This window comes from Limnohabitans sp. MORI2 (genome assembly GCF_027925025.1).
In the GTDB taxonomy this organism is placed as follows: domain Bacteria; phylum Pseudomonadota; class Gammaproteobacteria; order Burkholderiales; family Burkholderiaceae_C; genus Limnohabitans.
This window is the reverse complement of sequence record NZ_AP027058.1, coordinates 730,291-751,615: the sequence shown is the minus strand read 5'-3', so window position 1 is coordinate 751,615 and position 21,325 is coordinate 730,291. Positions and strand designations below refer to the sequence as shown.

Annotated in this window: 19 protein-coding genes; 14 read left to right on the top strand and 5 right to left on the bottom strand. The window is 57.0% G+C overall.

The features are described 5' to 3' along the window. Positions 1–5: 5 nt before the first annotated feature. The 9 genes from QMG27_RS03810 (at position 6) to QMG27_RS03770 (ending at position 9,485) form a co-directional block, all read left to right on the top strand. Positions 6–1,253 carry a thiolase family protein gene (locus tag QMG27_RS03810; protein ID WP_281813389.1) on the top strand — a complete coding sequence of 416 codons (1,248 nt, stop codon included), beginning with the start codon at positions 6–8 and terminating at the stop codon, positions 1,251–1,253. 36 nt (positions 1,254–1,289) lie between these two features. Continuing rightward, complete coding sequence (locus QMG27_RS03805) at positions 1,290–2,054, top strand: SDR family NAD(P)-dependent oxidoreductase (RefSeq protein ID WP_281813387.1); 765 nt, start codon at positions 1,290–1,292, stop codon at positions 2,052–2,054. A gap of 10 nt (positions 2,055–2,064) precedes the next feature. Beyond that, positions 2,065–2,484, top strand: coding sequence for an acyl-CoA thioesterase (locus QMG27_RS03800; RefSeq protein WP_281813385.1), 420 nt, complete (start codon positions 2,065–2,067; stop codon positions 2,482–2,484). Positions 2,485–2,528: 44 nt separating this feature from the next. Next, entirely contained in the window at positions 2,529–3,662 is a 1,134-nt protein-coding gene (locus tag QMG27_RS03795) for an ABC transporter substrate-binding protein (RefSeq protein ID WP_281813383.1), read from the top strand. Between the two features lie 63 nt (positions 3,663–3,725). Then, positions 3,726–4,766: a branched-chain amino acid ABC transporter permease gene (locus QMG27_RS03790; RefSeq protein ID WP_281813381.1), complete on the top strand. Its 1,041-nt coding sequence runs from the start codon at positions 3,726–3,728 to the stop codon at positions 4,764–4,766. Between the two features lies 1 nt (position 4,767). Continuing rightward, positions 4,768–6,522, top strand: a complete 1,755-nt coding sequence (locus QMG27_RS03785) for a branched-chain amino acid ABC transporter ATP-binding protein/permease (RefSeq protein WP_281813379.1) — start codon at positions 4,768–4,770, stop codon at positions 6,520–6,522. Between the two features lie 9 nt (positions 6,523–6,531). Then, positions 6,532–7,263 (top strand): ABC transporter ATP-binding protein, encoded by a 732-nt coding sequence (locus QMG27_RS03780; protein WP_281813377.1) that lies wholly within the window; start codon positions 6,532–6,534, stop codon positions 7,261–7,263. Positions 7,264–7,266: 3 nt separating this feature from the next. Then, on the top strand, positions 7,267–8,979 hold the full coding sequence (locus QMG27_RS03775; RefSeq protein ID WP_281813375.1) for an acyl-CoA dehydrogenase family protein: 1,713 nt from the start codon (positions 7,267–7,269) through the stop codon (positions 8,977–8,979). Positions 8,980–8,981: 2 nt separating this feature from the next. After that, positions 8,982–9,485 carry a MarR family winged helix-turn-helix transcriptional regulator gene (locus tag QMG27_RS03770; protein ID WP_281813373.1) on the top strand — a complete coding sequence of 168 codons (504 nt, stop codon included), beginning with the start codon at positions 8,982–8,984 and terminating at the stop codon, positions 9,483–9,485. A gap of 12 nt (positions 9,486–9,497) precedes the next feature. Here the strand turns inward: QMG27_RS03770 and QMG27_RS03765 are convergent, their stop codons facing one another. Together QMG27_RS03765 and QMG27_RS03760 are read right to left on the bottom strand one after the other, a co-directional pair. Beyond that, positions 9,498–10,343 (bottom strand): shikimate dehydrogenase, encoded by an 846-nt coding sequence (locus tag QMG27_RS03765; RefSeq protein WP_281813371.1) that lies wholly within the window; start codon positions 10,341–10,343, stop codon positions 9,498–9,500. Positions 10,344–10,386: 43 nt separating this feature from the next. Further along, on the bottom strand, positions 10,387–11,013 hold the full coding sequence (locus QMG27_RS03760) for a LysE family translocator (protein WP_281814509.1): 627 nt from the start codon (positions 11,011–11,013) through the stop codon (positions 10,387–10,389). Positions 11,014–11,131: 118 nt separating this feature from the next. Between QMG27_RS03760 and QMG27_RS03755 the strand changes: the two genes are divergently transcribed. After that, positions 11,132–11,707 (top strand): nucleotidyltransferase domain-containing protein, encoded by a 576-nt coding sequence (locus tag QMG27_RS03755; RefSeq protein WP_281813369.1) that lies wholly within the window; start codon positions 11,132–11,134, stop codon positions 11,705–11,707. Beyond that, positions 11,655–12,077 (top strand): hypothetical protein, encoded by a 423-nt coding sequence (locus QMG27_RS03750; RefSeq protein ID WP_281813367.1) that lies wholly within the window; start codon positions 11,655–11,657, stop codon positions 12,075–12,077. Before QMG27_RS03755 ends, QMG27_RS03750 begins: the two co-directional genes overlap by 53 nt. Before the next feature lie 32 nt (positions 12,078–12,109). Here the strand turns inward: QMG27_RS03750 and QMG27_RS03745 are convergent, their stop codons facing one another. Together QMG27_RS03745 and polA are read right to left on the bottom strand one after the other, a co-directional pair. Beyond that, the gene (locus tag QMG27_RS03745) at positions 12,110–12,811 is read right to left on the bottom strand and encodes a hypothetical protein (RefSeq protein WP_281813365.1); all 702 of its coding nucleotides are present in this window, start codon (positions 12,809–12,811) and stop codon (positions 12,110–12,112) included. A 78-nt stretch (positions 12,812–12,889) separates the two neighbouring features. After that, entirely contained in the window at positions 12,890–15,682 is a 2,793-nt protein-coding gene (polA, locus tag QMG27_RS03740) for a DNA polymerase I (protein ID WP_281813362.1), read from the bottom strand. Between the two features lie 310 nt (positions 15,683–15,992). Between polA and QMG27_RS03735 the strand changes: the two genes are divergently transcribed. Continuing rightward, the gene (locus QMG27_RS03735; RefSeq protein ID WP_281813358.1) at positions 15,993–16,955 is read left to right on the top strand and encodes a homoserine kinase; all 963 of its coding nucleotides are present in this window, start codon (positions 15,993–15,995) and stop codon (positions 16,953–16,955) included. 3 nt (positions 16,956–16,958) lie between these two features. Next, a complete protein-coding gene (locus tag QMG27_RS03730) occupies positions 16,959–17,735 on the top strand; it encodes a BPSS1780 family membrane protein (protein ID WP_281813356.1) in 777 nt (258 codons plus the stop codon). Here the strand turns inward: QMG27_RS03730 and QMG27_RS03725 are convergent, their stop codons facing one another. Then, positions 17,736–20,138, bottom strand: a complete 2,403-nt coding sequence (locus tag QMG27_RS03725; protein WP_281813354.1) for a UvrD-helicase domain-containing protein — start codon at positions 20,136–20,138, stop codon at positions 17,736–17,738. It abuts the gene before it with no gap. Positions 20,139–20,276: 138 nt separating this feature from the next. Between QMG27_RS03725 and QMG27_RS03720 the strand changes: the two genes are divergently transcribed. Next, positions 20,277–21,254 (top strand): GMP reductase, encoded by a 978-nt coding sequence (locus QMG27_RS03720; protein WP_281813352.1) that lies wholly within the window; start codon positions 20,277–20,279, stop codon positions 21,252–21,254. Positions 21,255–21,325 lie beyond the last annotated feature (71 nt).

The window sequence follows — 21,325 nt, the reverse complement described above, 5'->3', positions numbered from 1 at the left end:
AAGATATGTCCAAAGGATTTTTCAATTCATTCCAAGATGTGTGGATGCACGAAGGCGTGCGCACCCCCATGGTGGATTACTGCGGTGCACTCGGCCACATTTCGCCCACCGACCTCGGCATCAAAGCCGCGCGCGAAGCCTTGAAGCGCGCAGGCATTGCTCCCACAGAAATTGGCTCAGTCATCACCGGCAACATGGCCCCTGGCGACTTCGACCAATTCTTCTTGCCCCGCCACATCGGCCTGTACGCAGGCGTACCCCAAGAAGTGCCAGCCATCATGGCGCAGCGCATTTGCGGCACAGGCTTTGAGCTGTTCCGTCAAGCGGGTGAACAAATCGAAGCCGGCGTCTGCGATGCCGCTTTGGTGGTGGGCACCGAGAGCATGACGCGCAACCCCATTGCCGCGTTTGACCACCGCACCGGCTTCAAGCTCGGCGCACCCGTAGGCTTCAAAGACTACATGTGGGAAGCGCTCAAAGATCCAGCCGCTGGTATCAACATGATCCAAACCGCTGAGAACTTGGCCAAGAAATACAACATCACCCGCGAAGAGGTAGACCAATTCGCGTCCGACTCATTTGCCAAGGCTGTGGCCGCGCAAGAAGCAGGTTTCCATGCGGGCGAAATCGTGCCGGTGGTCACCGAGAAGTTCGAGCTAGAAGGCTACAAAGCACGCGGCATCAAGCTGCAAGGCAAAGTCACCGAAGTCAACGCGGACACGCACGCACGCATCTCCCCCGTGGAAGTGCTGGCCAAACTCAAGCCCGTGTACGAAGGTGGCGTGCAAACCGGTGGCAACAGCGCCGCCTTGGTCGATGCAGCTGCCGCTTGTGTGGTGACCTCTGGCGCGTATGCCAAAGCCCACAACAAAAAACCCATGGCTCGCGTAGTCGCTGCTGCCTCGGTGGGCGTGCCGCCCGAGATCATGGGCATTGGCCCCGCACCGGCCATTCGTTTGTTGCTGGAGCGCACCGGCCTCACGCTCGACCAAATCGACCGCTTTGAGATCAACGAAGCCCAAGGCGCACAAACTTTGGCTGTGGGTAAAGAACTCGGCTTGGACATGTCCAAGCTCAACGTCAACGGCGGCGCGATTGCCTTGGGCCATCCCCTCGCCTGTACCGGCGTGCGTTTGACCATCACCTTGGCACGCGAACTTCAACGCTCGGGCAAACGCTATGGCATCTCCAGCGCCTGCGTAGGCGGTGGCCAGGGCATTGCCTTGCTCATCGAAAACCCCGAGGCGGCGTAAGTCTGCAGGCCAACACAATCATTCAAAGAGACCCTTATGAACATTCAAGGACAAGCAGCATTGGTCACCGGCGGCGGCTCCGGCCTCGGTGAAGCCACCGCACGTGAACTAGGCCGTTTGGGCGCCAAAGTCGCGGTGCTCGACCTCAACTTAGACAACGCACAACGCGTGGCCAAAGACATCGGTGGCGTGGCTGTGTCGTGCAACGTGTCAGACCCCGAGAGCATGGCCCAAGCCATCGAAACCGCAGCGGCCGCACACGGCCCTGCGCGCATCTTGATGCAAATTGCGGGCATTGGTACCGCCAAGCGCGTGGTCGGCAAAGACGGCAACGCCGCCCCTCTGGAAGACTTCATGAAAGTGGTGAATGTCAACTTGGTGGGCACCTACAACGCAGCCCGTTTGTTTGCCGCCGCAGCCGCCAAGCTCGACCCACTCGAAGACGGTGAACGCGGCGTGATGGTGTGGACTGCATCTGTCGCCGCCTTTGATGGCCAAGTGGGCCAACAAGCCTACAGTGCCTCCAAAGCAGGCGTGGCTGGCATGACCCTGCCCATGGCCCGCGACTTGGCCCAACACGGCATTCGCGTGTGCACCATCGCACCCGGCTTGTTTGCTACGCCACTCATGAAAACATTGCCAGAACCTGTGCAGCAGTCACTCGCGGCGAGCATCCCCTTCCCTTCTCGTTTGGGCAAGCCCGAAGAGTTTGCGCAACTGGCCTCACACATCGTGAGCAACACACATCTGAATGGCGAGGTCATCCGTTTGGATGGCGCCTTGCGCATGGCCCCACGCTGAAAGACACACGATGAGCAAAACCGTTGTTTACGAAGTTGAAATCATGTTCGGTGACTGCGACCCCGCAGGCATCGTGTTCTTCCCCAACTACTCCAAGTGGATGGATGCCTCGTCCTTGAACTTCTTCGTCAAGTGTGGCGTGCCCACTTGGCGCGAGTTGGTCAAGACCACCGGCATCATTGGCACGCCGCTCTTGGAGATCAACACCAAATTCATGCGTCCTGCCACCTACGGCGAGCGCATTCAGGTGCACACCAGCATCCATGAGTGGCGCGAAAAAGTCGTCATTCAAAAACACGTCGTCATGCGTGGCGACACGGTGTTGTGCGAAGGCTTTGAAACCCGCGCGTTTTGCATCAAGCACCCAGAAGATCCAGACCGCATCAAAGCGATTCCCGTTCCCGCAGACATCAAAGCCTTGTGCTCTTGATGTGTTCATTTCACTTTTTCAACCACGATAACCAGGAGACAACCATGAACTTCAAGAAGACCCTTGTGACTTTGGCCGCCACTGTCGCATGCTCTGCCGCTTTGGCCGACATCAACATCGGCGTGAGCTTGGCGCTCACAGGCCCCGGCTCTGGCTTGGGCATTCCCATGCAAAACCAGCTCAAGCTGTTCCCCAAAACCATTGGCGGTGAAAAAGTCAACCTCATCGTGTTGGACGACGCCACCGATCCAGGCAAAGGCTCTGCCAACGCCCGCCGCTTTGTGACCGAAGACAAAGTGGATGTGATCTTTGGCTCGTGTATCACCGCCGTGGCTGCTGCCATGACCGACATCGCCTCTGAAGCTGGCACCGTGCAAGTGGCTGGCTCACCTGTGGGCGTGCCCGCTGGCAAAGACAAGTGGTTGTTCCGCTTGCCCCAATCCAACACTGTGATGGGCCACGCTGTGGTCGAGCACATGAAAAAGCAAGGTGTGAGAACCATTGGTTTCTTGGGCTACACCGACGCCTATGGCGAGCAATGGCTCAAAGAAATCACACCTCAATTGGACAAAGCGGGCATCAAAATCGTCGCCACTGAGCGCTTTGCACGCACCGACACCAGCGTGACCCCCCAAGCCTTGAAGATCAACGCCGCCAACCCTGACGCCGTGTTGATCGTGGCTTCTGGCTCTGGCGCTGCCATGCCTCAACTCGGCATGGTCGAGCGCGGCTACAAAGGCAAGATTTACCAAACGCACGCTGCTGCCACACAAGACTTGATGCGCGTCGGCGGCAAGGCTGTGGAAGGCACCTTCGTGGTCTCTGGCCCCGCTGTGATTGCCGAGCAATTGCCTGACAGCCACCCCTCCAAAAAAGTGTCGATGGACTTCGTCAACAAGTTCGAAGCAGCCAACGGTCCTAAGTCGCGCAACCAGTTTGCTGGCCACGCTTACGACTTCCAAGTGACCATGGAAAAAGTGTTGCCTGTGGCCCTGAAAAAAGCCAAGCCCGGCACACCTGAGTTCCGCGCTGCCATTCGTGATGCCATTGAAGGCATGGGCCGCACCGTGTTTGCACACGGCGTGATGAACTGGACCAAAGACGACCACTGGGGCTACACCATGGAAACCGGTGTGATGCTCAAAGTGGTGGATGGCCAATTCGCGGTTGAACGTTAATTCGCTGAAGTAACCCCCACACCCGGCAGGCTGGTCCTGCTGGGTGTTTTTAAGAGAAACAACATGGACTTTTCTATCGCCAGCATTCTGATGCTGGACGGTGCCACCAACGGCGCGGTGTATGCCCTCTTAGGGCTTGCCACGGTTTTGGTCTTCACCGTCACACGCGTCATCTTTATTCCCCAAGGCGAGTTTGTGGCTTATGGTGCGTTGACCATGGCCATGCTGCAAGCAGGCAAAGTGCCGGGCACCGTGTGGTTGCTCATGATGCTGGCTGTGCTCGCTGCACTGATGGAATGCTGGAGCCGATGGCACCATGACCGCAATTTGATGCATGGCATCAAGTCTGGCGTGGTCATGGCCATTCCCCCTTTGTTGATTGCGTGCTTCACCCTGTGGGCCGCGCCTCAAAATTTCCCCATGCCCGTGCAAGCGCTTTTGAGCATTGCCGTGGTCGCGACCTTTGGCCCACTGGTGTATCGCATTGCCTACCAGTCGCTTGAATCAGCCACGCCTTTGGTCTTGCTCATCGTTTCGGTGGGTGTGCATTTCGCCATGACAGGCTTAGGCTTGTTGTTCTTCGGTGCTGAGGGTTTTCGCAACCCCAGCTTCTTGACCGAAAGCTGGAGCGTCGGCCCCCTGAACATCACCGGCCAAGTGGTCATCATCTTCACCACGGCTTTGTTGCTCATTGCGGCACTGTGGGTGTTTTTTGAACGCACTTTGTTTGGCAAGGCTTTGCGTGCCACAGCGGTCAACCGCACAGGTGCTCGCTTGATGGGCATTTCCACCCACGCCGCAGGTCAGTTCACCTTCTTGCTGGCTGCGGGCATTGGTGCCGTGTCGGGCTTGTTGATTGGCCCGACCACCACTGTGTTTTATGACTCTGGTTTCTTGATCGGTCTCAAAGGCTTTGTGGCCGCCGTAGTGGCCGGTTTGTCGAGCTACCCCGGCGCCATGGTGGGCGCATTGTTTGTGGGGGTGGTCGAATCGTTTGGCTCGTTCTGGGCAAGCGCTTTCAAAGAGGTGATTGTGTTCACCATGATCTTGCCCATCTTGCTGTGGCGTTCGCTCAGCAGTGGTCATTCTGACGAGGAGCATTGAGATGCGCCGCTGGCTACTTTTATTCGCGGCAGTGCCTTTGGTGGCTGCTTTGCCTGTTCCTGATTTTTGGATTTTCCAACTCAACTACATTGGCCTGTATGCCATGACTTGCATGGGTTTGGTGTTGCTCACTGGGGTGTCGGGCTTGACGTCGTTTGGTCAAGCCGCGTTTGTCGGCATTGGTGCCTACACCACCGCTTGGATGACGCTCAACCTCGGTTGGTCGCCTTGGCTCACTTTGTGGGTGGGCTTGGGCCTCACGTTTGTGAGTGCACTCGTGGTGGGCGTCATCACGCTGCGCATGTCGGGTCACTACCTGCCATTGGCCACCATTGCGTGGGGGCTGTCGCTGTACTACCTCATGGGCAATATGGATGCCTTGGGCAAGTACGACGGTTTGCTCGGCTTACAAAGCCTCAATGTGTTTGGCTTTGACATTGGCCAAGGCCGCCCCTTCTTTGTGTTGACGTGGCTCATTCTTTTTGCCTCGGCGATGTGCATGACGCAACTGCTCGACTCGCGTGCAGGCCGCGCCATTCGCTCACTCAAGAACGGCACACAAATGGCCGAAGCCATGGGCATCAACACCTTCCGCTACAAAGTCACCGCCTTCGTCATGGCGGCATTATTGGCTTCGGTGGCGGGCTGGTTGTTGGCGCACTTTCAGCGCACGGTCAACCCATCGGCCTTTGGCCTCAAGATGGGCATTGAATATTTGTTCATGGCCGTGGTCGGGGGTGTGGGCTACATCTGGGGCGCCATCGTCGGCGCGGGCCTCATCAAGCTGATGGACGACTACTTGCAAGTGCTGTTGCCCAAACTCATTGGCACCAGCGGCAGCTACGAAGTGATTGTGTTTGGTGTGTTGTTGGTGCTCGTACTCAAGTACTTGCCCGATGGCATTTGGTCTTTGGTGGCGCGCTATATGCCTCGCCGTGACCGTGAGGTGAACTGGGCCAATGCCGGCCACTTGCCTGAAACACACAAGCCCCAACGCGGTGAGCTGTTGCTCGACGTGCAAGACATTCGCAAACAGTTTGGTGGCTTGGTGGCGGTCAACGACATTCGCTTCCAAATCAATGCAGGTCAAATCGTCGGCCTCATTGGTCCGAACGGTGCGGGCAAGTCAACCACATTCAACCTCATCACCGGCGTGTTACCTCTCACATCCGGCGCAGTGAAGTTCCGTGGCGAAACCATCAGCGGTTTGCCTTCGCGTGAAATTTTGCGCAGCGGCATGGCACGCACCTTCCAGCACGTGAAGATGATCCCCGACATGACCGTGCTGGAGAACGTGGCGATTGGTGGCTACAGCCGTGGTCACACCGGCGTGCTCTCGGGCATGTTGGGCACCAACCACGAAGAAGAAAAACGCCTCTTCAAATTGGCACAACAACAACTCGAGCGCGTGGGCATTGGTCACACGATGCACGAGACCGCAGGCAACTTGGCCATGGGCCAACAACGCCTGATGGAAATTGCGCGTGCCTTGTGTGCCGACCCTGCCCTGCTGCTGCTTGACGAGCCTGCAGCCGGTTTGCGCCACAAAGAAAAACAAGCCTTGGCCGATGTGCTCCGTCAGCTGCAAAGCGAAGGCGTGAGCATCTTGCTGGTGGAACACGACATGGACTTGGTGATGCAAGTCTGTGACAAATTGGTGGTGATGGAATTCGGCACGTTGTTGCTCGAAGGCACGCCCAAAGAAATTCAAGAAAGCCCCGTGGTGCGCGCCGCCTACTTGGGCACCGAACACTAAGGACCGGCCATGACAACGCCTCTTCTCGACATCCGAGACCTCCATGCAGGCTACGGCAAAGCCGAAGTGCTGCACGGCATCGACCTGCACGCCGACAAAGGCCAAGTGATCACCGTCATTGGCCCCAACGGCGCAGGCAAAACCACCCTACTCAACACCCTCATGGGCTTGCTGCCCACGCGTGGCCAAATGTTTTACCGTGGCGAAGACATCAGCGACTTCACCCTCGAAGAACGCGTGATGATGGGCATTGCCTTGGTGCCTGAAAAGCGCGAGTTGTTCAGCACGATGACGGTGGAAGACAACTTGGAGCTGGGCGGCTTTCGCCAAATGCGCATGGGCAACCTGCAATGGCGTCAGCGCATGGACGATGTGTATGACATCTTCCCCCGCCTCAAAGAACGCCGCTTGCAACAAGCGGGCACACTCTCGGGTGGCGAGCGTCAAATGTTGGCCGTGGGTCGCGCCATGATGTCGCGCCCTGATGTGCTCATGCTGGACGAGCCCAGCCTCGGCTTGGCGCCACTCATCGTCAAAGAAATTTTCACCATCATCGAAACCCTGCGCAAAACTGGCGTGACCATTGTGTTGGTCGAACAAAACGCACGCGCCGCATTGGCCGTGGCCGACTACGGCTACGTACTGGAAATGGGCGAAGTCAGCTTGCACGGCGTAGCCTCTGAGCTGGCCCAAGACAGCCGCGTGATTGACACCTACCTTGGCGCAGCACGCAAGGATTAAAAAATGGCCGACTACCAACCCCGTTTAGACGATGTTCAGTTTGTGCTGCACAACGTGCTGCACGCGCCAGAACGCATTGCAGCCCTCGCCCCCTACGGCGAAGTGGACGCCGACTTGATGAACCAAATTTTGGAAGAAAGCGGCAAGTTCATTGCTGAACAAATTGCACCGCTCAACCCTGTGGGCGACCATGTGGGCGCGCAATGGAAAGACGGCAACGTGACCATGCCCCCCGGCTTCAAGGACGCGTACCAAGCGTTTTGGCAAGCGGGCTGGGCGTCGCTGTGTACCGCCACCGATGACGGTGGCCAAGGCTTGCCTGCGGTGTTGGAGAGCGTGCTGTACGAATGGCTGTCTGCCGCCAACCACGGCTGGACCATGGCCCCCGGTTTGTTGCACGGCGCGTATGAGTGCATCAAGCACCACGCCAGTGACGAACTCAAAGCGCAGTACCTCAGCAAAGTGGGCACCGGCGAATGGCTGGCCACCATGTGCTTGACCGAGCCACATGCAGGCAGCGACTTAGGCTTGGCATCGACCAAAGCCGTGCCGCAACCCGATGGCGCGTATTTGATTTCGGGCACCAAAATTTTCATCAGCGGTGGCGAACACGACCTGACCGACAACATCGTTCACTTGGTGCTGGCCCGCTTGCCCGATGCACCGGCTGGCCCCAAAGGTTTGTCGCTGTTCCTCGTGCCCAAGTTTTATGCCGATGGCACACGCAGTGCCGTGCACTGCGAACGCATTGAAGAAAAAATGGGCATCCACGGCAGCCCCACTTGCGTCATGCGCTTTGACGAAGCACGCGCTTGGTTGGTGGGCGACATTGGCCGTGGCTTGAACGCTATGTTTGTGATGATGAACGCCGCCCGCTTGCACGTCGCCTTGCAAGGCGTGGGTTTGCTCGATGCCGCTTTGCAAAAGGCCGATGCGTATGCGCATGAGCGCCGCCAAATGCGCGCCCCACGCGTTGCGGGCGAAAAAGGCTCGGCCCCCGCCGACCTCATCATCGAACACCCCGCCATGCGCCGCATCTTGGACACGCAACGTGCGTGGGTCGATGGCTCACGCGTGTTGGCCTACGAAACCGGCTTGGCTCTGGACGAAGCCAAACACCACCCCGACGCTGCACAGCGCGAAGCCGCGCAGCGTTGGTGCGCGCTCATCACCCCCATCCTCAAAGCGTCGTGCACCGACCAAGGCTTTCATGGCGCGAGCGAGTGCCTGCAAGTCTTTGGCGGCCACGGCTATGTGAGCGAATGGGGCATCGAGCAAAACGTGCGCGACGCACGCATCGCCATGATTTACGAAGGCACCAATGAAATTCAAGCCATCGACTTGCTCATGCGCAAAGTGGTGAGCGACGGTGGTGCTGCCATGACCGCCATGCTCGACGCACTGAGCAGCGGCTTGTCTGCGAGCAAGGCTCACGAAGCCCAAGTGTTGCAACTCTTTGACCAACTCAAGGCCACCACGCACACCTGCTTGCAAGCGGCACAACAGCCAGACGGCCAAGTACGCTTGAGCTGGATTGCGGGCGACTACTTGCGCATGGCCACACTGGCCCTGTTGGCTTGGAGCTGGACACGCATTGAAGCTGCAGAAGGTAGCCAAGCACCGCGTTGGCAAACCCCTGCGGCCGCGCTGCGTGCGTGGGTGCTGCCTGAGTTTGGCATGCGCTCTGGCATCATTGAGGCCCAGCTCAAAGCCTGACCATGACCCCATCGCCCCGCGCCAGCACCACCCCACGCAAAACCGTTAAGAAAGCCGCAGCCGCTGAGGCTGTGGTGTCTGACAACGGCACAGCGTATTTGGAAACACTGATGGGCTACAACGCCAGCCGTGCCTCGCAAACCATGGTGTCGCACTTCATGCGTGGGGTGAACCAGTTTGATTTGCGCACGGTTGATTTTTCTGTGCTCTCCATCATGGCGCATCAGCCAGGCGTCACGTCGCGCCAACTGTGCCAACTGCTCAATGTGTTGCCACCCAATATGGTGGTGCTGCTGCGCGACTTGGACAAGCGTGGTTTGATTGAACGCACCCCTCACCCCACCGATGGCCGTGCCATGGGCTTGTCGCTCAGTACCAGCGGCAAAGCCTTGATGAAGAAAGCCGAAAAAGCTGCGAGCGATGCCGACGCACAAGGCACCGCCCACCTCACAGCGGCTGAGCGCAAAACGCTCACGCGTTTGCTGCAAAAAATTTACATCCGTTAAGACACGTCCCAATCACTTGAACGTGTTCAACACCTCTTGGCGCAGCTCTGGTGTCACCTCGGGCTTGATGTCAAACCAAGACTCAAAAGCGGGCACGGCTTGATGCAACAACATCTCTAAACCATTCACGGTCAAGTTGCCACGCAGACGTACAGCTTCGAGCAATGGAGTTTCCAGAGGGATGTAAATCAAATCAGACACGATCGCTGTTTTGGGCAAGGCATCCAGATGAATGTCCAAAGGCGGCTGACCGTACATGCCTTGGTTGGTGGAGTTGATCAACATCGCACAACCATCCAAAGCGCTGTGGCGCTCATCCCAGTCATAGGCTTTGACAATGTGCGGCGCAATGCTGGCCAGTTCTTGCGCAGTGGCCAGTGTGCGGTTGAGCAGTCGAATTTCTTTGGCCCCTTCGTGAATCAAACCAAACAGCACCGCACGCGCTGCGCCACCTGCACCCAACACGACGATGGGACCTTCGTCTGCACGCCAGCCGGGCTTGGCGACTTTCAAACTGGTGATGTAGCCAATCCAATCGCTGTTAAAGCCATGCAAGCTGCCATCGGCTCTGCGCACGATGCAGTTGATGGCCCCAATTTTTTCGGCCATCGGATCGATTGAATCCATCAACGGCATGGCCAGCAATTTATGCGGCTGCGTGATGTTGCCACCTGCAATACCCAAAGCCCGCATGCCACGAATGGCGGCTTCGATGTTTTCAATCTGCACAGGGAAATGCCCGTAAGCACCCAAAATACCGTGCTTTTTGATCCAGTGGTTGTAAATGATGGGTGAACGAGATTGAAAAACCGGCATCCCGATGATGCCGGCCAATTTGAATTGCTTGGGTTCTGACATGGTGGTGACTTCTTGCTAACAGGCTCGCGCTATTGTCGCCGCATCACAAATCCAAGTTAATCAAGCGCAAACCGAGGCCACAAAAAATCAGGCCTGCCAATCGGTCAAACCACAACGCCACTTTTGGCCAACGCGCAAACCACTGCCCCACCGTGCCTGCAAAGTAACCCAGCGTGCCAAACAGCAACGCAGCCTGCAACGTAAACGCCACGCCCAGCGCCGCCAACTGCCAAGGCACATCGCCACGCTCGGCCCGCACAAACTGCGGCAAGAAAGCCAAGAAAAACAACATCACCTTGGGGTTGATGGCATTGGCCAACACACCGCGCCAAAAAAGCTGCATGGCTGTTTGGTCAGGCGCGTCACTCGGCACGCTTGCGCCACCGCGGCTGCGCAAGGCCTGCACGCCGAGCCAAAACAAATACAAACCGCCCGCCACACGCAAGGCCGCAAACGCCATGGGCGAAGCCAACAACAGCGAGCTCACCCCAATCGCCGCCAAGGTGGTGTGGCTCAAGCAGCCCATCGCACATCCCAACCCAAACGCCATACCCTGCTTGCGCCCACGCGACATGCCCAAGCTCAACACCATGAGGTTGTCGGGGCCGGGGGAGATGGTGAGCAGGCTGGCGGCCAGCAAGAAGGCAAGGAGTTGGTCGAGGGTGAGCATGGTGAGGTTCATTCTAAAAGAGACCACTCCCAGATCATGCTAATAAATAGCATGATCGTGCTAATATCCAGCAATGTCTATCGCATCGTGTCTGTTCAGTAATAGCCAAGTTAGGCTGTTGCCCTGGCTATTTGGCCAGCCCGAGCGCAGCTATCACCTGAGTGAGCTGCGCCGCCTCACATCCTTGGGCAGCGCCACACTGCAACGCGAGCTCAACCGCTTGGTCGACTCGCAGCTCGTGCTCTCGACACGCGTGGGAAACTTGCGGTGTTTTCAAGCCAATGCACAAAGCCCTGTGTTTGCAGAGCTGGTTGCAATCATCCGCAAAACCATGGGCGCAGCCCCACTGCTGCTACAAGCCTTGCAGCCCATGGCGCAGCGCATTGACACTGCCTTTATTTTTGGTTCCGTGGCGAAAGGTAACGACACCGCCAACAGCGATGTGGACGTGTTGCTGGTGGGTAAAGGCTTGGTGCTGAGTGACATTCTTCAACTGCTACTTCCAATCGAAACCTCGTTGGGTCGCAAAATCAATCCGACCTGCTACACGCCTGGCGAATATGCCAAGCGTTTGGCAGAGCCGGACTCTTTTGTGAACCGCATCTTGGCGCAGCCCACGCTGCCCTTGATTGGAGATGTGCATGCCACCCAACGCTCTGGAGAACTTGGCTCGAATAGGTCAACTGAAAGTTGAACCACGCAACGATGCCGAGGTGCGACGCATGCTCGACATGGCACGCATCCGATTGGCAGATGCGCAAATTGGCAGCCTATCAGCCGAAGGGCGATTTACCAGCGCGTACAACGCGGCACACGCCGCCGCCCTGGCCGCACTGCGCTGGCATGGCTACCGAAGCGAAAACCGCTACACCGTGTTTCAGTGCCTCACCCACACACTGAACTGGCCCGCACACCAATGGCGTGCGTTGGACATGGCCCACCAAAAACGCAACCTGGCTGAGTACGAAGGCTATTTGGAAATTGAGGAGTCGCAGATTACGCAGCTTTGTATCTTGGTAACCGACCTAATCGAAAATACAACGAAGATGACAGAAGCATTGTGAATAAACACACTTATTGATAGATTTTGATGCGCTTAATCATCGCCGTACATCTTGAAATACTCTTGAGCGTGGGTCATGTACAGATCGGTATAGAGGTTGTAAATCTCAAACCAGTGCAAACCGCGAATAGGCCCAGTCTCCGCCTTAGTTGAAAGAAAGAAATCAATTGCCTGCGGATGGGATGGCTTGTTCAGATAAGACCAAATCACCGTAAGCGTGAAGTTCTCAAAGTCCACTTGTTTCACGTTTGATGGGTGTTCTTCGTCCTTTGGAAACGAAGTTCCGCGCCGACTGCAAACAGCCATGAACCTCAGCTGCCCTTGGTTTGGTTCATAAACTCCCAATGACTCTAGCCGGTCAACGCACTTGACAGGCAATTGGTATCTGTCGCGAGATAGATCACCACAAATACGAAACAGGACAGGGACGAACAAATTGTCTAGCTTAATGCCGGTCGTGTATTGGCATATGTCCTCGGTCCTATCAGGGAACGTTTGGGTCCGTTTGATGACATTGACCGCTGGGCTTTTCTTGCTTGCGTGAACAGAAATGTGCTTTTCGCAAGCTTCAAATTTAGACTCATCACAAACCGCCACCAGTTCGCCAAACGTAGCGGAAGAATAGGCTCTGCCTCCGCTGGTGATGTGAATATTCAAATCACCGCCCCGTGTTTCATGCACGGCGAACACAGTTCGAGGTGAACCTTCCACATCAATGACAAAACGAGTTTTCATCTTGGATTCGAACTCAATAATTACTTTATTGCATGCACTTGTGTGCATTTCTTGAATGTGGCAACGGCAAGTTAGCCCTCAATGCGCCTCATCCCAGTTCAACCCCACTCCCACCTCAGCTAACAACGGCACTTTCAGCTGCGCCACTTCAGCCATCAGGCGTGGCACTTCGGTGCGGACCCATTCCACTTCTGACTCGGGCACTTCAAACACCAGTTCATCGTGCACTTGCATGATGACTTTGGTTTGGCGTTGTTGATCGTCAATGGCTTTTTGCACGGCGACCATGCTCATCTTGATGAGGTCGGCTGCCGTGCCTTGCATGGGCGCGTTGATGGCAGCGCGCTCTGCGCCTGCGCGGCGTGGGCCGTTGGGGCTGTTGATTTCGGGCAAGTACAAGCGGCGGCCAAACACGGTTTGCACAAAGCCTTGGGCTTTGGCTTGTTCGCGTGTGTCGTCCATGTAGCGCTTGACGCCCGCGAAGCGTTCAAAGTAGCGGGTGATGTAGTTTTTGGCAGCACCGTTATCGATGCCCAGCGCCTTGGCCAAACCAAACGCGCTCATGCCGTAGATGAGGCCAAAGTTGATGACCTTGGCGTAGCGGCGTTGCTCGGTGCTCACGGCGTCCACGCTCACGCCAAACACTTCAGCAGCGGTGGCGCGGTGCACGTCAAGCCCTTCGTGAAAGGCCTTCACCAACGCCTCGTCGCCACTGATGTGCGCCATGATGCGCAGCTCGATCTGGCTGTAGTCGGCACTGGCTATCACGCAGCCTGCGGGGGCTACAAAGGCTTCGCGCACTTTGCGACCTTCGGCAGTGCGAATGGGAATGTTCTGCAAGTTAGGGTCGTTGCTGGACAAGCGGCCTGTCACCGCCACGGCTTGCGCGTAGTGCGTGTGCACGCGGCCAGTGCGGGGGTGGGCCATAAGAGCTAGTTTGTCGGTGTAGGTGCCTTTGAGTTTGCTAAGACTGCGGTGCTCCAAAATTTTGGCGGGCAGTGGGTAGTCTTCGGCCAACTTCTCCAACACCTCTTCGTCGGTGCTGCGTGCGCCGGTGGCGGTTTTTTTGATGACGGGCAAGCCGAGTTTGTCAAAGAAGATTTCGCCCAACTGTTTGGGCGACGCCAAATTAAACGGCTGGCCTGCAATCTCGTACGCCTCGTTTTCGAGCTGCAAAATGCGCTGGCCCAGCGCATGGCTTTGTGCGGCGAGTGTGGGCGCGTCAATCAACACGCCGTTGCGCTCGATGCGGTACAGCGCTTCGCTGCTGTCCATCTCTAGCTGATAGATGAATTGCAATTTCTCGTCGGCTTGCAAGCGCGGCCAAAGGGCTTGGTGCACTTCCAGCGTCATGTCGGAGTCTTCGCACGAGTACTCGGTGGCACGCGCCACGTCGACTTGCGAGAACGGAATTTGGTGTGCGCCTTTGCCACATAGGTCTTCGTAGCTCAAGCCCTTGCGGCCCACATGGCGCTCGGCCAAGCTGGCCAGGCCGTGTGGCTTGTGCACTTCGAGCACATAGCTTTGCAGCATGGTGTCGTGCGCATAGCCCTGCACCTCAATGCCGTGGTTGGCCATGACGTGGCGGTCGTACTTGATGTGTTGGCCCAGTTTTTTGGCGTTGGGGTTTTCAAACCACGGCTTGAGTTTTGCCAGCACTTCGTCGCGCGGCAGTTGCTCGGGCGCATCGCCATAGCTGTGCGCGAGCGGGATGTAGCAAGCCTCGCCCGGCTTGACCGAAAAGCTCAGGCCCACCACCTCGGCCAACATTTCGCTGAGCGACGAGGTTTCGGTGTCAAACGCCACCAGCTCAGCGGCTTGCAGCTTGGCGTGCCAAGCGTCAAAGGCTTCCCACGTGAGCACGCAGTCGTAAGCCTTATCGGTCACAGCAGACACGATGGGCTCGAGCTCGTCAAACAAACCGGGCGTGGGTTCAAACTTGGCTTTCGCAGCAGCGGGGGCTGCACCACCGACACCTGCATCTGTGCCCTCGCTGATAGCGCGTGCCAAGCCTTTGAAGCCATAGGTCTCGTAAAAGTTTTTCAGCTCATGCTTGTTGGGCTCGGCTAAATGCAGCGCGTCGAGCGCGGGCAAGCCCGCCACGTAGGCCGACAAGTCGCAATCGGTTTTCATGGTCACCAGCTGACGACCCATAGGTAGCCAACTCAGTGCTTGGCGCAGGTTCTCGCCCGCCACGCCTTTGATTTGGTCAGCGTGTTGAATGAGGTTGTCGAGCGAGCCATATTCGGCCAGCCACTTGGCCGCGGTCTTGGGGCCTACCTTGGCCACGCCGGGCACGTTGTCCACGGTGTCGCCCACCAAGGTTTGGTAGTCGATCATCAAATGCGGAGGCACGCCAAACTCGGCGGTCACGCCAGCCACGTCGCGCTTCTTGCCATTCATGGTGTCCATGATGGTGATGTGCTCGTTCACCAGTTGGCTCAAGTCTTTGTCGCCACTCGACACCACCACGTTCACGCCTTGCTTGGCTGCGGTGACGGCCAAGGTGGCAATCACGTCGTCGGCCTCTACACCAGGCACATCGAGCACGGTCCAGCCGAGCAAGCGCACCATTTGGTGAATGGGTTCGATTTGCGAGCGCAAATCATCGGGCATAGGTGAGCGGTTGGCTTTGTACTCGGGGTACATCTCGTCGCGAAAGGTCGGGCCTTTGGCGTCAAACACGCAAGCGGCGTAATCGGTGGGCACCTCTTTGCGCAAGGCTTGCATCATGTTGATCATGCCGCGAATAGCACCTGTGGCTGCGCTCGTTGGGTCGCCAGGAACGGCTCGCAAATCGGGCATGGCATGAAAGGCGCGATAGAGGTAGCTGGAGCCGTCGACCAGCAGCAAGGTTTTGGATTCACTCATAGGTTGTGATTGTGCCTTGTGTGTTTTTGTTGCTGGGCTCGCTGAGCGCGACTGGTAGGCGTCGCTGCTTCATGCTGGAGTACCAGAAATCATGGCGACGCCCACCAGTCACGCCCAGTCTGCGGCATAGGTTTTGGCACGCCTACGGTGAAGTCGCCCAAATGCGGGCCGTAGTCTTGTGGGTTGAGGGATGAGCGGGTGACGATTTCTGGTACCCCAGCATGAGGAACCCGCTCATCCCTCAACCCACAAGCGAGCCCAGCAAAACAAGCCAACTACAATGCTGACAACTTTTAATACCTTGGCAGTCATGGCAGTTTTCACCGAAGTTTCAGAGTCCTCCGCACAAGAACTGCTGACCCAACTCAAGCTTGGCGAGTTGGTCGAACTCAAAGGCATCCAAGGTGGCATTGAGAACACCAATTACTTCCTCACCAGCAGCGAAGGCCAATACGTGCTCACGCTGTTTGAGCGCCTCACCCACGAGCAACTGCCGTTTTATCTGTACCTGATGAAACACTTGGCACAAGGCGGTATTCCTGTGCCCGACCCGATGTCTAACCAAGATGGCGACATCTTGCTCACGGTCGAAGGCAAGCCTGCGGCGGTGGTCAACCGCTTGCGTGGCAAAAGCGAACTCGCCCCCACACATGCGCATTGCGCTGCGGTGGGTGACATGCTGGCCCGTATGCACTTGGCTGGCCGCGACTACAACCGTCAACAACCCAACTTGCGCGGCCTGCCTTGGTGGAACGAGACCGTGCCTGTGGTGTTGCCACATCTGAACGAATCACAAGCAGCGCTCATTCAAACCGAGCTGGCCTACCAAAACCACATTGCTGCGTCATCGGCGTACACCGCCCTGCCCCGTGGCCCTGTGCATGCCGATTTGTTCCGCGACAACGTGATGTTTGATGGCACAGCCGAATTACCCGAACTCACAGGCTTCTTCGACTTTTACTTTGCAGGCGTCGACACTTGGTTGTTTGATGTGGCTGTGTGTTTGAACGACTGGTGCATTACCCATGCTGATGGCACGCACGATGCAGTCAAGGCAAAGGCCTTTATCGATGCGTACCAAGCGGTACGCCCGTTCACCGCGGCTGAGCGCCAGCTGCTCAACCCTATGTTGCGTGCAGGCGCCTTGCGTTTTTGGACGTCTCGCCTGTGGGACTTCTACCTGCCACGCGAAGCCAGCATGTTGCAACCCCACGACCCTACACACTTTGAGCGTGTGTTGCAGCAACGCATTGCCAATCCTGTGACACTCTGAGCCATGAAACTCAACGTCGTCCCCGCAAAAACTGGCTCGCTCTGGGTGCGCCAAGGCATTCGTGCTTTTTGGAAGCAACCGCTCGCCCTCACCGGCTTGTTCTTCATGTTCATGGCGAGCATGTCCATCCTCTCACTCGTGCCAATGCTGGGCGAGTTTTTGGCGCTCATGTTGTTGCCAGCGATCACATTGGGCCTGATGGCCGCTACTCGCGAGGTGGAGTTGGGCAAGTTCCCCATGCCTTTCATCTTGGCCGCAGGTTTTAGAACGGGCGCAGATGGCAAGCGCAACATGCTGGTGTTGGGTCTTATTTACGCACTGTGTTTTGTGGGCGTGATGGGTCTGTCCACCTTGGTGGATGGGGGTGACTTTGCCAATTTGTATCTGGGCGGTGGGTCCTTAGAGATGGACACCTTGATGAAGCCCGAGTTTCAAAACGCGATGTGGTTGTCGATGATGCTGTACTTGCCCTTGTCGCTGGTATTTTGGCATGCGCCCGCACTCACCCACTGGCATGGCGTGCCTGTGGCCAAAAGCTTGTTTTTCAGCACCGTGGCGTGCCTGAGCAATTGGCGTGCGTTTTTGGTGTTTGGCCTGATGTGGGCATTGATCTTCGTGGCCACCATGTTTGCAATCACGCTCATTGGCAGCGCTTTGGGCGATGGTGAATTTGCCGCGATGGCCATGCTGCCCGCCATGCTGATGTTGGCGTCGATGTTTTTTTGCTCGACGTATTACAGCTTCAAAGACTGCTTCACGTCAGACACGCTGTACGCTTGATCACACCTGTGTGAGCTTAGCCACACTCAGCGCCAACCACTTGGTGCCGTGACGTGGGAAATTCACTTGCGCACGGGCATCGTCGCCCACACCTTCAATGCTGATCACCGCTCCCTCGCCAAACTTGGCGTGGAACACTTGCACACCGCTGCGCACCCACGCATTCGGGCCACTGGTCACAGGGGCTGCGCGCTGAGGCACAGGCTTAGGCGCCACGGCTGTGGCTGCACCGCCACCCCATGCGTTGTTTTGCCAGCCGTTGTTGTTCTGCCAGGCATCGCGTCGGGTGGGCATCGCATCTGCAAACGCTGAACGCGCAGGCGTGATCCACTTGAGCGTGTGCTCGGGCAACTCTTCAAAGAAACGGCTCTTCAAGTTGTAGCGCGTTTGGCCATGCAACATGCGGGTTTGCGAATGGCTGAGGTACAAACGCTTGCGCGCACGCGTAATGGCCACGTACATCAGGCGGCGTTCTTCTTCAAGACCGTCAAAGTCGTTCATCGAGTTCTCGTGAGGGAACAAGCCCTCTTCCATGCCCGTGATGAACACGCAATCAAACTCCAAGCCCTTTGAGGCATGCACCGTCATCAGCTGAATCGCGTCTTGACCTGCTTGGGCTTGGTTGTCGCCAGCTTCCAAAGCAGCGTGCGTCAAAAAGGCCGCCAAAGGCGACAAGGTTTCACCCGTGTCGGCGTTGATCATGGTTTGCGCTGTCGCTTGGTTTACGGCATTGTTGGAGGCAGCGTTGTCACTCAAGGCAGAGGCCCCATGCTCATCAATGGGCAAGGCCACGGCATCGCGGCCAAAACCTTCTTGCGTGACAAAGCTTTCAGCGGCGTTGACCAATTCCTGCAAGTTCTCAATGCGGTCTTGGCCTTCGCGTTCGCCTTGGTAATGCGTGATGAGGCCTGAGTGGTCGAGCAACAGCTCAATGATTTGGCGCAGGTTTTGGCCTTGCGTTTGCTCGCGCAACACATCAATCTTGGCGACAAAGGCACTGAGGTTGGCACCTGCTTTGCCCGCCACCGCAGTGACGGCATCGCTCATGGCACAACCCATGGCGCGGGCGGCGTCTTGCAGCTGCTCAATGCTGCGAGCGCCAATGCCGCGCGGCGGGAAGTTGACCACACGCAAAAAGCTGGTGTCGTCGCGTGGGTTTTCTAGCAAGCGCAAATAGGCCAAGGCGTGTTTGATTTCAGCGCGTTCAAAGAAGCGCAAACCACCATACACGCGGTAAGGCATGGCGGCATTAAAGAGCGCAGTTTCAATCACGCGGCTTTGCGCGTTGCTGCGGTAGAGCACCGCGATTTCGGCGCGGTGTTGCACGCCGTTGCTGCCATCGCCGTTTTGACCATCGCGCAAGAGTTGCTTCATCTCTTCCACCATCCATTGCGCTTCGGCAAAGTCGCTGGGCGATTCATACACACGCACGGGCTCACCTGCGCCCTGCGTGGTGTGCAGGTTTTTACCCAAGCGGCCTTTGTTGTGACTGATGAGGTGGTTGGCACTGTCCAAAATATTGCTGTAGCTGCGGTAGTTTTGCTCCAGTTTGATTTGGTGCGTCACTTGGTACTCGCGCACAAAGTCAGCCATATTGCCCACGCGTGCGCCACGGAAGGCGTAAATGCTTTGGTCATCGTCACCCACGGCCAAGATGGCTCCGCCGCCTTGGCCCACTGGCCCAGCGAGTTGCTTGAGCCAAGCGTATTGCAGCTTGTTGGTGTCTTGAAACTCGTCCACCAAGATGTGCTGAAAGCGGCGACGGTAGTGCTCGCGCACGGCTTCGTTGTCGCGCAGCAGCTCGTAGGAGCGAAGCATGAGCTCACCAAAGTCCACCACGCCTTCGCGTTGGCATTGGGCTTCGTACAGCTCGTACAGTTCCACACGTTTGCGATCATCGGGGTCGCGGGCCACCACATCTTTGGGGCGCAAGCCGTCTTCTTTGCAACCGGCTATGAAGCGCATGGTTTCTTTGGGGGGAAAACGCTCGTCATCCACGTTGAACTGTTTGCTCAAACGCTTGATGGCGCTGAGCTGGTCTTGCGTGTCCAAAATTTGAAAGGTCTGTGGCAAATTGGCCAGCTTCCAGTGGGCGCGCAAAAAACGGTTGCACAGCCCGTGAAACGTGCCCACCCACATGCCACGCACATTCACCGGCAACATGGCCGACAAACGCGTGAGCATTTCTTTGGCAGCCTTGTTGGTAAACGTAACCGCCAAGATGCCCCCCGGCGACACCTGCCCCGTTTGCATGAGCCACGCAATGCGCGTGGTCAGCACCCGCGTCTTGCCCGAACCCGCGCCCGCCAAGATGAGCGCATGTGCCTGCGGCAGCGTGACTGCGGCAGCTTGCTCGTTGTTGAGGCCTTGGAGCAAGGGCGAGGTATCGGGTGAAAAATGCATCGAAAGATTTTAGGTTTAGAATCAGCCACCGGGCCCAAGATTCTTGTGCTCGGTTTTTTTTGGCCTGCCTTTTGCGCCTGAAAAAACCGGCCAAGCCAAGCGCTCAATCTTCGAACGTTATTTTCTGGAGCTTGGGAAATGGAAATTTTTGATTACGACAACATCTTGTTGCTGCCACGCAAGTGCCGCGTGGAAAGCCGCTCTGAATGCGATGCAGGTGTTGAACTCGGTGGCCGCAAGTTTCGCTTGCCAGTTGTGCCCGCCAACATGAAAACCGTGGTGGATGAAAACATCTGCTTGTGGATGGCGCAAAACAACTACTTCTATGTGATGCATCGTTTCGATTTGGACAACGTCCAATTCGTGAAAGACATGCATGCCAAGGGCGTGTTTGCCTCCATCTCTTTGGGCGTCAAAGCCCCAGATCGCGAAACAGTGGACACACTGGCCGCTGCTGGTTTGACACCTGAATACATCACCATCGACATTGCCCATGGCCACGCCGACAGCGTGCGCGACATGATTGGCTACATCAAGGCCAAGTTGCCAAAGAGCTTCATCATTGCGGGCAACGTGGCCACACCTGAAGCTGTGATCGACCTCGAAAACTGGGGCGCTGACGCGACCAAAGTGGGTGTGGGTCCAGGCAAGGTGTGTATCACCAAACTCAAAACTGGTTTTGGCACAGGCGGCTGGCAGTTGTCAGCGCTCAAGTGGTGCGCCCGCGTGGCGACCAAGCCCATCATTGCGGACGGCGGCATTCGCAGTCACGGCGACATTGCCAAGAGCATTCGCTTTGGCGCCAGCATGGTGATGATTGGCTCGCTGTTTGCAGGCCACGAAGAGTCGCCAGGCAAGACGGTGGAAGTCAACGGCGAGTTGTTCAAAGAGTATTACGGCTCAGCCTCTGACTTCAACAAAGGCGAATACAAGCACGTGGAAGGCAAACGCATCCTCGAGCCCGTCAAAGGCAAGTTGGCCAACACACTCATCGAAATGGAGCAAGACGTGCAAAGCTCGATCAGCTATGCCGGCGGCACCAAGTTGATGGATGTGCGCAAGGTGAACTACGTCATCTTGGGCGGCGATAACGCGGGCGAACATCTGTTGATGTAAACCTCGCGCTTGGCCCTTAACAAAAAGCCTGTCTGCTTTACGCATGACAGGCTTTTTTATTGCGCTGGTTC